13 protein-coding genes and 1 tRNA gene are annotated in these 14527 nt (G+C 72.1%); 9 read left to right on the plus strand and 5 right to left on the minus strand.

Annotated elements, in window-relative coordinates; genetic code table 11:
- Positions 1 to 185: 185 nt before the first annotated feature.
- Positions 186 to 884: a DUF461 domain-containing protein gene (locus ACFY0D_RS30900; RefSeq protein ID WP_390801272.1), complete on the minus strand. Its 699-nt coding sequence runs from the start codon at positions 882 to 884 to the stop codon at positions 186 to 188.
- A 589-nt stretch (positions 885 to 1473) separates the two neighbouring features.
- On the opposite strand from ACFY0D_RS30900, the gene ACFY0D_RS30905 reads away from it, so the two are divergent.
- The 6 genes from ACFY0D_RS30905 (at position 1474) to ACFY0D_RS30930 (ending at position 7767) form a co-directional block, all read left to right on the plus strand.
- Positions 1474 to 1956, plus strand: a complete 483-nt coding sequence (locus tag ACFY0D_RS30905; RefSeq protein WP_003953493.1) for a CarD family transcriptional regulator — start codon at positions 1474 to 1476, stop codon at positions 1954 to 1956.
- A gap of 270 nt (positions 1957 to 2226) precedes the next feature.
- The gene (gene ispD, locus ACFY0D_RS30910) at positions 2227 to 2973 is read left to right on the plus strand and encodes a 2-C-methyl-D-erythritol 4-phosphate cytidylyltransferase (RefSeq protein ID WP_390801273.1); all 747 of its coding nucleotides are present in this window, start codon (positions 2227 to 2229) and stop codon (positions 2971 to 2973) included.
- Positions 2963 to 3475 (plus strand): 2-C-methyl-D-erythritol 2,4-cyclodiphosphate synthase, encoded by a 513-nt coding sequence (gene ispF / locus ACFY0D_RS30915; protein ID WP_390801274.1) that lies wholly within the window; start codon positions 2963 to 2965, stop codon positions 3473 to 3475. Before ispD ends, ispF begins: the two co-directional genes overlap by 11 nt.
- A gap of 94 nt (positions 3476 to 3569) precedes the next feature.
- Complete coding sequence (gene cysS / locus ACFY0D_RS30920; RefSeq protein WP_390801275.1) at positions 3570 to 4976, plus strand: cysteine--tRNA ligase; 1407 nt, start codon at positions 3570 to 3572, stop codon at positions 4974 to 4976.
- 95 nt (positions 4977 to 5071) lie between these two features.
- A complete protein-coding gene (rlmB, locus tag ACFY0D_RS30925) occupies positions 5072 to 6043 on the plus strand; it encodes a 23S rRNA (guanosine(2251)-2'-O)-methyltransferase RlmB (RefSeq protein WP_373045757.1) in 972 nt (323 codons plus the stop codon).
- A 191-nt stretch (positions 6044 to 6234) separates the two neighbouring features.
- Complete coding sequence (locus ACFY0D_RS30930) at positions 6235 to 7767, plus strand: DoxX family membrane protein (protein WP_390801276.1); 1533 nt, start codon at positions 6235 to 6237, stop codon at positions 7765 to 7767.
- A 131-nt stretch (positions 7768 to 7898) separates the two neighbouring features.
- On the opposite strand, the gene ACFY0D_RS30935 is transcribed toward ACFY0D_RS30930, so the two are convergent.
- The 3 genes from ACFY0D_RS30935 to ACFY0D_RS30945 all read right to left on the minus strand — a co-directional run bounded on the left by ACFY0D_RS30935 (position 7899) and on the right by ACFY0D_RS30945 (position 10428).
- Complete coding sequence (locus ACFY0D_RS30935) at positions 7899 to 8675, minus strand: nucleotidyltransferase family protein (protein WP_351157757.1); 777 nt, start codon at positions 8673 to 8675, stop codon at positions 7899 to 7901.
- A gap of 26 nt (positions 8676 to 8701) precedes the next feature.
- Entirely contained in the window at positions 8702 to 9115 is a 414-nt protein-coding gene (locus tag ACFY0D_RS30940; RefSeq protein ID WP_390801277.1) for a hypothetical protein, read from the minus strand.
- Between the two features lie 224 nt (positions 9116 to 9339).
- Positions 9340 to 10428, minus strand: a complete 1089-nt coding sequence (locus ACFY0D_RS30945) for an ABC transporter ATP-binding protein (RefSeq protein WP_301369932.1) — start codon at positions 10426 to 10428, stop codon at positions 9340 to 9342.
- 184 nt (positions 10429 to 10612) lie between these two features.
- Between ACFY0D_RS30945 and ACFY0D_RS30950 the strand changes: the two genes are divergently transcribed.
- The 3 genes from ACFY0D_RS30950 (at position 10613) to ACFY0D_RS30960 (ending at position 12904) form a co-directional block, all read left to right on the plus strand.
- Positions 10613 to 10686, plus strand: a tRNA-Thr gene (locus tag ACFY0D_RS30950).
- An 86-nt stretch (positions 10687 to 10772) separates the two neighbouring features.
- Positions 10773 to 12482, plus strand: coding sequence for a right-handed parallel beta-helix repeat-containing protein (locus ACFY0D_RS30955; protein WP_390801278.1), 1710 nt, complete (start codon positions 10773 to 10775; stop codon positions 12480 to 12482).
- The gene (locus ACFY0D_RS30960) at positions 12479 to 12904 is read left to right on the plus strand and encodes a hypothetical protein (protein WP_390801279.1); all 426 of its coding nucleotides are present in this window, start codon (positions 12479 to 12481) and stop codon (positions 12902 to 12904) included. Before ACFY0D_RS30955 ends, ACFY0D_RS30960 begins: the two co-directional genes overlap by 4 nt.
- Here the strand turns inward: ACFY0D_RS30960 and ACFY0D_RS30965 are convergent, their stop codons facing one another.
- A complete protein-coding gene (locus tag ACFY0D_RS30965; RefSeq protein WP_390801280.1) occupies positions 12905 to 14290 on the minus strand; it encodes an NAD(P)/FAD-dependent oxidoreductase in 1386 nt (461 codons plus the stop codon).
- Positions 14291 to 14527 lie beyond the last annotated feature (237 nt).

The following is a 14527-nucleotide window of genomic DNA, read 5'->3' on the forward strand; positions in this document are numbered from 1 at the left end:
GGCCGGCCGGAGGCCGGTGCAGCGTCTCGAAGCCGGTGAGGCCCCCCGGGGCCTCGCCGTGCGAGGGGCGCACGCGGAATGGGGTTCGAGCCGTAGGCCGACCCGGCCCTCAACGCCCTACGGGAAGGGCCCCCACCCGCTGATGCGGATGGGGGCCCTTCCCGTTTGCGTACGCGGGGTCCGCGTCAGTGGCCGGCGCTGTGCGAGGGGGAACCCGACGGCGTACCGGTGGCGCTGCCCGAGGCGGACCCGGACGGGGTGGCGCCCGCGGCCGCGCCGGTGGCCCCGGCCGACGGGGAGCCGGAGGGGGAACCCGACGGCGTGCCCGAGGGGGAGCCGGAGGGGGTGGCGGGCGCGGCCGGGGCCGGAGCCGCGGTCGGGCCGAACGGCGCGTACGCACCGGTGGCCGGGACCACGAAGGCCTCCAGCTCGATGCCGCCCGTGCTGCTCAGCTGGAAGAGGACCTTCTGGACCTCGCCGTCACGGACGGTCGCGGCGCCGTCCTCGATCACGGCAGAGGCGTTGCCCTTGCCACCGATCACGACGTAGCCGAGGGCCGGCACGGTGACCTTGCCGGAGCCTTCGGCCGGCTTCAGCGCGACCTTGCCCTTGCCACCCGGGAGGGTGATGCTGTCAAGCGTCTCCGCCTTGGTGCCGTTGTTGAAGACCGTCGCGGAGACGACCGCGGGGCCCTTCTCGCCCTTCTGGCCCTGGGTGATCACCAGTGCGTTCTGGACCTCGATCTCGCCCTTGGCGGCGGCGGCGTTGTCCGGCTTGATCTGGAGGGTCTGCGCGTCCCGGCCCGCACCGCATGCGGCCAGCGAGGCGATCGAGAACACGACGGCAGTGGCGGCGAGGGCGCCGCGTCGAAGGCTGCGGCTCACGGCGGCGGCATCTCCTTGGACGAACGGAAGGGGCGGGTGGACGCTCGGAACGGCCGAGGTAAAGCCGCTCTAAGGGTGTGTCAGCGCGCTTAGGTTACCGAGCCGCCGCCCCGCCCCCGCACCCGACCCTCCGCAGCGCGGCCGCCGCCCTGGGAGCGCCCCGCGATCTTGCATTCCGCGGTGCCGTTCACCGAGCCGATCTTGTGGCGTTCGCATATCGTGCGCCGCACCCCTGTTGATCAATTTCCGGATTCCCTCGAACGCACTTCGTGATCAATTCGGGATTGGGCCGGAACCTGCCCGGTGAGGGTGGCCGCCAGTCGGACGGAGTAGTTCGGTTTCTCGACTCCGAATCCGGCAAAACGGGACGTACGTCACACGGATGGGGGTGCCGGGCAGGTGTAGCGTGGCCCTTTCGCCTGGTCCGCGCAGCGCCCCCGACCTGCGAATACCCCCTTCCGGAAGCTCTCCGCAGCACGTTCGTGTCGCTGTTGTCAAGCCCCGAGATGTGCCCTGACCTGCGAAAACGCCATTCATAACGGTCAGTTCTCGTGTTACCCTGGATAGCCACGGAAGGGGTACCTGTCACATGACGTTCAAGGTTGGCGACACCGTGGTCTATCCCCATCACGGGGCCGCGCTGATCGAGGCCATTGAGACTCGTCAGATCAAAGGCGTGGACAAGACCTACTTGGTGCTCAAGGTCGCCCAGGGCGACCTGACGGTTCGTGTGCCTGCGGACAATGCGGAGTTCGTCGGCGTTCGCGACGTAGTCGGCCAGGACGGGCTGGACCGGGTCTTCGAGGTGCTTCGTGCACCGTATGCAGAAGAGCCGACGAACTGGTCCCGGCGCTACAAGGCAAATCTGGAGAAGCTCGCTTCTGGCGATGTCATCAAGGTCGCCGAAGTGGTGCGCGACCTGTGGCGTCGTGAGCGTGAGCGCGGGCTTTCCGCGGGTGAGAAGCGCATGCTCGCGAAGGCACGCCAGATTCTGGTGAGCGAGCTCGCGCTCGCTGAGAACACGAACGAGGACAAGGCCGAGGCCCTCCTCGACGAGGTGCTCGCGTCCTGACGCGAGTTCCCGTGCACCATTTGGTGCGCAGCTTGCCGCGGTGCCCGATGACAAGGTCTCTCCTCCACGAGAGGCCTGTTGCCGGGCGCTGCGGCATGTCTGTATCCGTACCTTTTGCCTTACCGCCTCACTGCCACCATCACGATGGCGTGCCGGGCCCGGGCAGCCTGCTCGACCGGTCGTCACGGAAGGGGCGAGGGGCGTCGCACCCGGCACCCTTCAGGCCATACCCATGTCGGCCGAAGTCACAAACCTGGCTCGGAGCTACTGATGTCTGACGTAACGCGTCCCCACCGCACCGCCGCGGTGATCCCGGCCGCCGGCCGGGGGGTACGCCTCGGTCCCGGCGCCCCCAAGGCCCTGCGGGCCCTCGGCGGCACCCCGATGCTCATCCACGCCGTACGCGCGATGGCCCGCTCCCGCGCGGTCTCCCTCGTCGTGGTCGTCGCCCCGCCCGCCGAGGCCGCCGAGGTGCGCCTGCTGCTGGGCGAGCACACGCTGCCCGAGCGCACCGAGCTGCTGGTCGTCCCCGGCGGGGAGACCCGCCAGGAGTCCGTCCGCGCCGGCCTGGACGCGCTGCCGCCGGACATCACCTCCGTGCTCATCCACGACGCGGCCCGCCCGCTCGTCCCCGTGGACACGGTGGACTCGGTCGTCGAAGCCGTACGCGACGGAGCGCCCGCCGTGGTGCCCGCGCTGCCCCTGGCCGACACCGTCAAGGAGGTCGAGCCCGGCAAGCCCGGCGAGCCCGAGCCGGTCCTCGGCACGCCCGATCGGGCGCGGCTGCGCGCCGTGCAGACCCCGCAGGGCTTCGACCTCGCCACCCTCCGGCGGGCGCACGCCGCGATCGCCGTCGACGGCGAGGGCGCCACCGACGACGCCGGCATGGTGGAACGCCTCGGTGTCACCGTCATGGTGATCCCGGGCCACGAAGAGGCCTTCAAGGTCACCCGCCCGCTCGACCTGGTCCTCGCCGAGGCCGTACTCGCCCGCAGGAGGGCCAACGATGGCTACTGAGCCGACCACGCACACCGCCCCGCTGATCCCGCTCGTCGGCATCGGCACCGACGTGCACGCCTTCGAGACCGGCCGCGAGCTGTGGTGCGCCGGCCTGCTCTGGGAGGGCGAGGACGGCCTCGCCGGGCACTCCGACGGCGACGTCGCCGCCCACGCCGCCTGCGACGCGCTCTTCTCCGCCGCCGGTGTCGGTGACCTCGGCGCGCACTTCGGCACCTCCCGCCCCGAGTGGTCCGGCGCCGCCGGTGTCACCCTTCTGGCGGAGGCGGCCCGTATCGTCCGCGCCGAGGGCTTCGAGATCGGCAACATCGCCATCCAGGTGATCGGCGTGCGCCCGAAGATCGGCAAGCGGCGCGAAGAAGCGCAGAAGGCGCTCGCGGCCGCCGCCGGCGCCCCCGTCTCCGTGTCCGGCACCACCACCGACGGCCTGGGGCTCACCGGCCGCGCCGAGGGGCTCGCCGCGATCGCCACGGCCCTCGTGTACCGGACGAACCGGGCCTGATCCCTCGTAGCGGCCGTACATCTTCGGCAACAAAGGTGCCCCGGGTCCCGAAAGGGTCGCGGGGCACTGCTACAGGGCCACTACCCTGGATGCCGTGACTATTCGCCTGTACGACACCAGCGCCCGGCAGATCCGCGACTTCACCCCGCTCACCGCGGGCTGTGTCTCGATCTACCTGTGTGGCGCCACGGTGCAGGCAGCCCCGCACATCGGGCACATCCGGTCGGGCCTCAACTTCGACATGATGCGCCGCTGGTTCGAGTACCGGGGCTACGAGGTCACCTTCATCCGCAACGTCACGGACATCGACGACAAGATCATCGCGAAGGCCGCCGAGCAGCGCCGCCCGTGGTGGTCCATCGGCTACGAGAACGAGCGCGCCTTCAACGACGGCTACAGCGCCCTCGGCTGCCTCCCGCCCACCTACGAGCCGCGCGCCACCGGCCACGTCACCGAGATGGTCGAGATGATGCGCGGCCTCATCGAGCGCGGCCACGCCTACGAGTCCGAGGGCAACGTCTACTTCGACGTGAAGTCGTACGCCGACTACCTCTCGCTCTCCCGCCAGGAGCTCGACAACATCCGCCAGCCGGAGAGCACGGGCGAGACGGGCAAGCGCGACGCCCGTGACTTCGCCATGTGGAAGTCGGTCAAGCCCGGCGAGCCCTCCTGGGAGACCCCGTGGGGCCGCGGCCGTCCCGGGTGGCACCTGGAGTGCTCCGCCATGGCGCACAAGTACCTCGGTGAGGCCTTCGACATCCACGGCGGCGGGCTCGACCTGATCTTCCCGCACCACGAGAACGAGATCGCCCAGGCCAAGGCCTTCGGCGACGAGTTCGCGAAGTACTGGGTCCACAACGCCTGGGTCACCATGTCCGGCGAGAAGATGTCCAAGTCGCTGGGCAACTCCGTCCTCGTCTCCGAGATGGTCAAGCAGTGGCGCCCGATCGTCCTGCGCTACTACCTCGGCACCCCGCACTACCGGTCGATGATCGAGTACAGCGAGGAGGCCCTGCGCGAGGCCGAGTCGGCCTTCGCCCGGATCGAGGGCTTCTACCAGCGCGTCATCGAGAAGGCCGGCGGCCCCGTCGAGCCGGCGGGCGAGGTCCCGCCCGCCTTCGCCGAGGCCATGGACGACGACCTGGGCGTCCCGCAGGCGCTCGCGATCGTCCACACCACCGTCCGCCAGGGCAACAGCGCGCTCGCCGCCGACGACAAGGACGCGGCCATCGCGCGCCTGTCCGAGGTACGGGCCATGCTGGGCGTCCTCGGCCTGGACCCGCTCGACCCCCACTGGGACGGCGGGAACGGCTCCGACCGCGGCGAGGAGCTCCACGGCGCCGTGGACACCCTCGTGCGACTCGTCCTGGAGCAGCGCGAGTCCGCCCGGGCCCGCAAGGACTGGGCGACCGCCGACGCGATCCGCGACCAGCTGCAGCAGTCCGGGCTGGTCATCGAGGACAGCCCCACGGGTCCGCGCTGGACGCTCGGCCCCCGCTGAGCCCAGGCAGCTGAGCTTGGTGTGCCGCCCGGAGCTCCGGGCGGCACACTCTTCATACGTACATACCGCAGCACCAACGAAAACAGGTAGAAGTCATGGCCGGGAACAGCCAGCGCAGGAACCGCCGCACGTCCAACAAGAAGGGCGCGACGGTCGGCAGCGGTGGCCAGCGGCGCAAGGGTCTGGAAGGCAAGGGCCCCACGCCCAAGGCCGAGGACCGCAAGAAGCACAAGGCGAACCGCATCAGCAACGCCATGGCCCGCCAGGCCGCCAAGCGCCGCCCCGCCCCGCGCCGCGGCGGCCCCAAGGGCACCAGCGAGATGGTCGTCGGCCGCAACCCGGTCTTCGAGGCGCTGCGCGACGGGGTCCCGGCCACCACCCTCTACGTCCAGCAGTTCATCGACAACGACGAGCGCGTCCGCGAGGCCCTCCAGCTCGCCGCCGAGCGCGGCAACATCAACCTGATGGAAGCCCCGCGCCCCGAGCTCGACCGCATGACCAACGGGCTCAACCACCAGGGCATGGTCCTCCAGGTCCCGCCGTACGAGTACGCGCACCCGGAGGACCTCACCGCCGCCGCGTACGACAACGGCGAGGACCCGCTGATCGTCGCCCTCGACGGGGTCACCGACCCGCGCAACCTCGGCGCGATCGTCCGTTCCGTCTCCGCCTTCGGCGGCCACGGCGTGGTCATCCCCGAGCGCCGCGCCGCCGGCATGACCGCCGGCGCCTGGAAGACCTCGGCCGGCACCGCCGCCCGCACCCCGGTCTCGCGCGTCACCAACCTGACCCGCGCCCTCCAGGACTACAAGAAGGCCGGCATCACCATCGTCGGCCTCGCGGCCGAGGGCACGCACACGGTCAACGACCTGGCCGAGCTGGCGGGCCCGGTCGTCATCGTCGTCGGCTCCGAGGGCAAGGGCCTCGGCCGTCTCGTCGGCGAGAACTGCGACTACCTCGTCCGCATCCCGATGCCGGGTGGCGCCGAGTCCCTCAACGCCGGTGTCGCCGCCGGTGTGGTCCTCTACGAGGCGGCCCGCCGCCGTGCCGACCGCGGCCGCATCTGATCCCGTACGACGGACCCCTGCGGCGGATCCCCGCGCGGCGGATCCCTCGCGCGACTGATCCACTTGGCTCACGGAATATGACCCGTGAGCGTGTCACCCCGCCCGATTCGGGCGGGGTGGCTTGATCTTGACGGGTCTCGGACACATCCCTGACGTCAAGGCAGTGTCCTAAGCACTGATCACTCGGTTAGATGAGTGTGGACACCAGAACGTCAGGGTTCGACGACCAGCCCGCGCTGAGCATGGTCAAGGTGCCGTGCGACCCCGCACAGGTCATCGTCAACCACGCCAGCTTCCGCGTGCGGCTCGCACCGAGCCCGAGCGCGCGTTCCAAGCCCGCGAAGGCCCCCGGCCGCGCACCCGTTCTGGGTGGCGCCGTGGTGGCGGCCGCCGGGGCCACCCGCCGCCGGGCCCCCGTGGTCTGGAGCGGCAAGTCCGACGCCGGCGACGCCGCCGCCATGGGCGGACTGCTCCAGGCCGTCCGTGAGGCCGGCCGCGGACACGACGAGTACGACGGCGGCGCCACCCAGGTCATCCCCCGCGTCGACCTGGCCCACGACCTCGCCGAGGACACCATCGCCACGCCGACCGTCATCGGCCAGCGCAGCTACGGGGACCCCGCCGAGACCCGCCCGCTGGCCGCCGTACGCGACCTGCCCTACCAGCAGGAGCCGCCCGGCTCCGGCCCCGGGGCCGACTCCCGCCGGGCCGGCCCCGACACCCGCGGCCAGGCCTCCTACTACCCCGGCCGCCGGATGAACCTCGGCGTCGTGCTGCTCCCGCTGCGCGTCTTCCTCGGCTTCATCTCGATCTACGCCGGCATGGGCAAGCTGTGCGACCCCGTCTACTTCGACGGCGGCGAACGCGGTTCCATGGTCACCTGGCTGCACACGCTGAACCCCTGGGCCCTCGCCGAGCCGCTGCGCGACTTCGCCCTCGCCCACCCGGTCGGCGCGGGTCTGAGCGTGGCCTTCCTCCAGGTCATCGTCGGCGTGCTCACGGTCTTCGGCCTGTGGCAGCGGTTCGCCGCCTGCTTCGGGGCGCTGCTGTCCGCCGCACTGCTGATGACGGTGAGCTGGAAGACCGTCCCGGCCTACGACGCGCCCGACATCATCTACCTCGCCGCCTGGAGCCCGCTGATCATCGCCGGCGCCCCGGTCTACTCCCTCGACGGACGCCTCGCCGGCGAGGCCTGGCGCACGCTCGGTCCGCGCTCCGAGATCTGGCGGCTGCGGCGGCGCGTACTGCGCCGCGGGGCCGTCATGGCCACCGTCGTGTGCGGACTCACCCTGCTCGTCGGCTCGCTCCTCGGCGGCGCCGTCCGTTCCTCCACCGTCGTCACCGTCCCCGGGCCGGGCGAAGCCCCCAGCAACTACCTGCCCGGCCGTCCGCTGCCGCAGCAGGCACCGGCCGGTCCGCAGCCCGGACAGCAGCAGCCCACGAAGCCGCCGACCAAGGCCGCCTCGCCCTCGGCCAGCGCGACCGAGCCCGCCGCCAAGTCCGGGAAGACCGCGTCCGGCAGCCCCTCCAAGGGGACTTCGGGGACACGCTCCGAGTCGCCCGCCGCGACACGCGGCAGCACCGGCAAGCAGCAGCAGACCCCGCGCAGCACCCCCCGCCAGTCCTCCTCACCGAGGCAGCCGTCCTCCTCCGCGGGGAGCAGCACGGGCGGCGGGGCTCCGGCCCCCAAGCAGCCGGGCCTGATCGGCGGGCTCATCGGCTGACACCGGCACAGGGGAAAGGGGCCCGGCACGCGCGCGCGTGCCGGGCCCCTTTCCCCTGTGCCGGGCGCGCGTGCGTGTGCGGGGCACGCGAAGCCGGTGCCGTACGGGCACCGGTCGGTCCGTGGAGGGCCTCAGGCGCCCTTCTGCGCCGCCAACTCCCGTGCGGCCTCGGTGAGGTCCTTCGCCGTGTCGATCGCCCGCCAGTAGGCCCCCTGCGGCAGCGGGAACCCCGCGAGGCGCCGCTCACGGGCCAGGCGCGGGAACGTCGTGCGCTCGTGGTCCCCCAAGTCCGGGAGCAGGGCGGCGAATTCGGGGCTGAAGACGTACACGCCGGCGTTGACCGGATAGGGCGAGGGCGGCGCCTCGATGAAGTCCAGCACCTGCCCGAACTCGTTGGTCTCCACGACCCCCCACGGGATCCGCGGCCGCGCCAGCGCGAGCGTGGCCACCGCGTCGCGCTCCGCGTGGAAGGCGGCCATCTCGCGGAGCGAAAAGCGGGTCCAGATGTCGCCGTTGGTCGCGTACCAGGCGCCGTCGGGGTGCGGGAGGTGCCGGGCGGCGTACTTGAGACCGCCGCCGCGCCCCAGCGGCTCCTCCTCGACCACCGTGGTCACGCGCAGCGGCAACCGGGCCCCGGCGAGCCACTCCTGGAGCACCTCGGCCAGGTGCCCGCAGGAGACCACGGCGTCCGTGACCCCCTCGGAGGCCAGCCAGGCCAGCTGGTGCCCGATGATCGGCACCCCCGTCCCCGGGATCTCGACCATCGGCTTCGGGCGGTCGTCCGTGTACGGCCGCAGCCGCGAACCCTGGCCGCCCGCCAGGACGACGGCCTGGGTGGGGGCGGCGGGGAACGCGGCTGCGGAGGGAGCGGGCGGAGCGGATGGAGCGGATCGGTGGTCGTCGGTCATGACGGCCAGCGTAGGGAGGTGGCGCGTCAGCCCATGGAGGCGACGCCGGAGGCGTACGAGGTGTCGCAGACGGGCCGGGCGAACGACTGGGCCTTCGTGGGGCCGTACGCGTCCACGGCGGCCCGCCCCAGCGCCCGCGCGATCCCCACGCAGTGCTCGGCGAGCGACGGCCGCCGGTTCACCTCCTGCTGGAGGTGGGTGAGCACGTCGTCCGGCTGCCCGCCCTGCTGCAGCTCACCGACGAGCTGATCGCGCAGCACCTCGTGCGCGGCACGCGGCTTCGCGGGGACGGAGACGTCCTCGGCGGAGGCGGTCAGGACCTGGGAGGACGAAGTGTCCGCCCAGGGGACCATGGTGACCGCGAGGGTCCCGGACAGGACCAGGACGACGGGCAGGACCAGGGCGAGGGAACGGCCGATACGGCGGGCAGTGTGGGTCACGAGGGCGAGAGTAGCGCTCGGTGAAGATTTGGCGACATTTAGTCACCCTGTCGGGGGATGGTTCGACGTGGTTTTTCGAATTGAGGGTTGACGGTCGGGGCCGAATGGCCCGGTCTGCCGGGGTTCCTGCCGTGCTCCTGGACGGGCGGCGACGGGCAACGAACGCCGGAGGGGCGCCCCTTGACGGGACGCCCCTCCAACGACTGCGAAACCTGCGGGAAGCGCTAGGCCGAGAGCCGCTCGCCGGAGGAGGTCGAGAAGACGTGGATCTCGTCCGCGCGCGGCACCACGTGGAGGCTGGAGCCCTTCTCCGGGACCTGGCGGCCGCCCACGCGGACCACGAGGTCCTGCGAGCCCTCGGCGGAGGTCGTGGAGCCGTAGACGTAGCCGTCGGCGCCGAGTTCCTCGACGACGTTCACGACGATGGTCAGACCGCCGGTCTCGGCGACGTCGAAGTGCTCCGGGCGGACGCCGACCGTGACGGTGCGGTCGCCCGCGTCGGCCGCCGCGGACAGCGCCTCGCGGGACACCGGGACGACGCTGTCGCCGAACTTCACACCGCCGTCGGTGATCGGGACCTCGACCAGGTTCATGGCCGGCGAGCCGATGAAGCCGGCGACGAAGAGGTTCGCGGGGCGGTCGTACATGTTGCGCGGGGTGTCGACCTGCTGGAGCAGCCCGTCCTTCAGGACCGCCACGCGGTCGCCCATCGTCATGGCCTCGACCTGGTCGTGGGTGACGTAGACGGTGGTGATGCCGAGGTCGCGCTGGAGCGCCGCGATCTGCGTGCGGGTGGAGACGCGGAGCTTGGCGTCGAGGTTCGACAGCGGCTCGTCCATGAGGAACACCTGCGGCTTGCGCACGATGGCGCGGCCCATGGCGACGCGCTGGCGCTGACCGCCGGAGAGCGCCTTCGGCTTCCGGTCGAGGTACTGGGTGAGGTCGAGCATCTTCGCCGCGTCCTCCACCTTCTTGCGGATGGTGGCCTTGTCCTCACCGGCGATCTTGAGCGCGAAGCCCATGTTGTCGGCGACGGACATGTGCGGGTAGAGCGCGTAGTTCTGGAACACCATCGCGATGTCCCGGTCCTTGGGCGGCAGGTGCGTGACGTCGCGGTCGCCGATGCGGATGGCGCCGCCGTTGACGTCCTCCAGGCCGGCCAGCATGCGCAGCGAGGTGGACTTGCCGCAGCCGGACGGGCCGACGAGGACGAGGAACTCGCCGTCCTGGATCTCCAGCTCAAGCTGGTCGACGGCGGGCTTGTCGCCCCCGGGGTACAGCCGGGTCGCCTTGTCGAAAGTGACAGAAGCCATGGTGATGAATCCCTTCTACCGGCAGGAACGTGCCGGACGATCCGAGTGGAAGGAAGAATGGGTCTAGTCCACTAGGTGGACTTCCGCTCGACGCTACCCGCCGGGACGGCTCCTGTCAGCACCGGGAAGGTGTCGAATTTCGCATTACGCGATGTGGGCCGCTGTGTAGAGTGAGGGCGGTTGCGCCTCCTTAGCTCAGCTGGCCAGAGCAACGCTCTTGTAAAGCGTAGGTCGTCGGTTCGAATCCGACAGGGGGCTCCGAGGAAGTACACCAGAGGCCCTGTCGTCCGAGCGGACGGCAGGGCCTCTGACCGTTCGGGGGCTGTCCGACAGGGGAGGCGGGAATGGTCGCGCGGTACGTCGTCTCACCGCACGGGGGCCGGCGCGCCCACCGGGACATCACCTCCGCCCTCGCCGAGGCGGCCCGGCGCGGGCGGGCGGCGCTGATCGAGATCGAGCCCGGCCACTACGAGGAGACGCTCACCATCCGCGGCGAGGTCCGCCTGGTCGCGGTCGGGGGGCCCGGTTCGGTCGTGGTGGCACGACCCCGGGGCGCCGTCCTGGACTCCTTCGCGCCGGCGGTCGTCCAGGGGCTCGTACTGGTCGGCCGGGACGCCGACGTGGTGGGCTGCCACGCGGGGACGCTGACGCTGGAGCGGACCGAGATCCGGGCCTACGACGGTGTCGCGCTGCACGCCCGGCCGGGCACCTCGGTGACGCTGCGGGACAGCACGGTCCTGCACGGCCGGGTCCTGCTCGCGGGGGCCGCCGGGCTCGTCGAGCGGTGCCGGTTCACCGACGCCGCGGACAACGCGCTCGCCGTGATCGACGGCGGCCGGCTCTCGGTCGTCGGCAGCCGGATCGAGGGCAGCCGGATCCACGGGGTCCGCGTCAGCGGCGGGCAGGCCCGGATCGAGGGGAGCGTGCTGACCCGCACCGGGATGGCCGCGGTCCTCGCCGGCGCGCAGGCGGAACTGACCGTGACCGACTGCCTCGTCGAATCCGTGGAGGCGGAGGGCATCGCGTACATAGAGCAGTCCCGGGGCCGCGTGGAGCGCACCCGCGTCGTCGACGCGCGGTTCGGGATCGCGGTGGCGAGCGGCGCCGACCCGGTGGTGCGCGACTGCGTGCTCACCGGCTGCCGTGACACCGGCCTCGACGTCAACAACGGTGGCCGCGGCCGGTTCGAGAACTGCCAGATCTCCAGGGTGGGCAACGTCGCGGTGTACGTGACCCGGGGCGGCGCCCCGGAGGTCCACGGCTGCCGCATCGCCGACGGCAAGGTCGGTGTCGCCGTCACCGACGGCGGCCGCGGCCGGTTCACCCGGCTCGAGGTCCGGGACCTGACCAGTGCCGCCCTGCGGGTCCACGACGAGGCCACCGCCGTCTTCGAGCACGTCACGGTGGAACGCTGCCCGTCCGGGCTGGAGACCCGGGGCAACGGCGGCACGCAGGCCGAGGTCACCGACGGGGTGATGCGGGACGTCGGCATGGCCGCGGTGACCGCTCTCGGGCAGTCCTGGGTGACGCTGCGCCGGATGTCGGTGGAGCGGGCGGCGCTGGCCTTCGGCGCCGGAGAGGAAGCCCAGTTGCTCCTGCACGACTGCCGGGCCGAGGCGGTGACCACCGTCGGGGCGGCCGCGTTCGGCAGCGCACGGATCGTCGCGCGGAACCTCACCGTGACCGGCAGCGACGGACTGGGCGTCTTCGCGAGGGACTCGGCCCGGCTGGAGGCCGTCGACGCCACCCTCGCCGACTGCGCGGTGAGCGGCGCGAGTTTCGTCGACGGCGCCGGAGGCCGGCTGGAGGACTGTTCCGTGACGGGGACGGGGCAACTCGGCGTCCTGCACAACGGGCTCGTCGACCTGGTCGGACTGCGTACGTCGCTGCCGGTGCTCGAAAAGGCCGTCCGGACCGAACCGGGCCCGACGGTCGTCCACCACCACTACGAGGGACCGGTCTTCAACGGGCCGGTCCACGATGTCCAGCTGGCGTGGAACAACGTCCACGCCGTCCTGAACCAGACGACGAACGAGGACGGTACCCGCACATGAGCGATCAGCAGCAGAACGCCGACCGGTCCGGTCCGGTCTTCCACGGAGCCGTCTCCGGAGCCCAGTTCGCCTGGGGCAACGACAGCGTCACCCAGAACCAGCAGAACAACACCGCGCCCGCGCCCGGCTCCGAAGCCGCTGCCGCCGTCGCCGCCCTTGCCGTTCTCGTCGCCGACCTGCTGCGGCAGCTCCCCGAGTCGGGTCTGCCCGACCGGGACCGTGAGGACGCCGAGGCCGCCGCCCAGGACGTCCTCGCGGAGGTCGCCGGGACGGGCGAGCCCGACCAGGGGCGGCTGCGCCGCGCCCTGGCCGCGCTCAAGGGAGCCCTGGCGCCGGTGGCGACCGGAGTGGTGGCCGGGACGGCGGTGGGGGCGCAGGAATGGGCCCGGACGGCGATCGAGGGCCTGACCTCGGCCGTCTGATCAGTGGCGGCCCGAGATGCGGTCGGCCAGGCGGGCCAGGGGGGTGGTCGTCGGGCGGTGGGTGGTGCTCTCGTGGCGGTCCGCCTCGCGGTAGGCGGCGTAGAGGGCCTGGACGCCGAGCCAGCGGAAAGGTTCCGGCTCCCAGCGGCGGACGCGGTGGTCGACCCAGGGCAGGGTGGTCAGTTCGGTGGATTCGCCGAGGACCAGATCGCGCAGGGTGCGGGCCGCGAGGTTGGAGGTGGCGACGCCCGAGCCCACGTAGCCGCCCGCCCAGCCCAGGCCCGAGGCGCGGTCCAGGGTGACGGTGGCGCACCAGTCGCGGGGCACGCCGAGCACGCCCGACCAGGCATGGGTGATCTCCGTACCCGCGAGCTGCGGGAAGAAGGAGGTCAGGAGGGTGGTCAGGGCGGAGACGGTGGCCGGTTGGGTGCGGCCGTCGTGGTCGGTGCGGGAGCCGAAGCGGTACGGGACCCCGCGGCCGCCGATCGCGATGCGGTCGTCGGCGGTGCGCTGGGCGTACATGTACGCGTGGGCCATGTCGCCGAGGAGCGTGCTGTCCGACCAGCCCAGCCGGGACCAGGTCTCGGCGGGGAGCGGAGCCGTCACGATCATCGAGGAGTTCATGGGGAGCCATGAGCGCTTCTGGCCCTTGAGGGCGGCGGTGAAGCCCTCGGTGCAGCGCAGTACGTAGGGGGCGCGGACGGTGCCGTACGGGGTGACGGCCCGGCGCGGGGCGATCTCGGTGACGGGCGTGGACTCGTGGATGACCACCCCGAGGGCTTCGACGGCGGCGGCCAGGCCCCGGACCAGCTTCAGGGGGTGGATGCGGGCGCCGTGGGGGCTCCAGCTGGAGCCGACGGCGTCGGCGATGTCGATGCGGGCGCGGGTGGCGGGGGCGTCGTGGAGCTCGCGGTCGGTCTCGCCGAAGGCGACCTCGTGGGCGTGGAAGGCCTTCAGGCGGCCGAGTTGGGCGGGGGTGCGGGCGACTTCGAGGACACCGCCGCGGTGGATGTCGGCGTCGATGCCTTCCTTGGCGGTGACGTCGATGACCTCGGTGACGGTCTCGTTCATGGCCTGCTGGAGGCGGCGGGCGGCCGGCCGGCCGTGGAGGGCGGCGTAGCGGTCGCGGCCGGCGATGCCGTTGTAGAGCCAGCCGCCGTTGCGGCCGGAGGCGCCGTAGCCGCAGAACTTCTGTTCCAGGACGGTGATGCGGAGGTCGGGGGCGGCGCGCTTGAGGTAGTAGGCGGTCCACAGGCCGGTGTAGCCGCCGCCGACGATGACGACGTCGGCCGTGGTGTCGGCGGTGAGGGGTGCGCGGGGTGGGGTGGCCGGGGTGCCGCTTCGCTCGGACGCGTACCAGAAGGAAATACCGCCGTTGATCGTCATGGGGGATTTGGTACACCTCGTTCCGGGAGGGTGTCCAGGGACGAGGTGTCGTGGTTCGGGGCCGTTGGGGTGGCCGTATGCCGGATGTGTTCGGCGCGAGCCGTGTGCCCTGCGGGCGGCTCGGCGGTGTGCGGTGCGGGCCGTCTGCCGGGCTCTGCCCGGACCCGCGCCTCAAACGCCGGCGGGGCTGGAGATGTGGGCCCGTGCCTCAGTGGGTGGCGGGGCTGGATGTGGCGG

Source organism: Streptomyces sp. NPDC001502 (assembly GCF_042894785.1).
Classification (GTDB): domain Bacteria; phylum Actinomycetota; class Actinomycetes; order Streptomycetales; family Streptomycetaceae; genus Streptomyces; species Streptomyces kutzneri.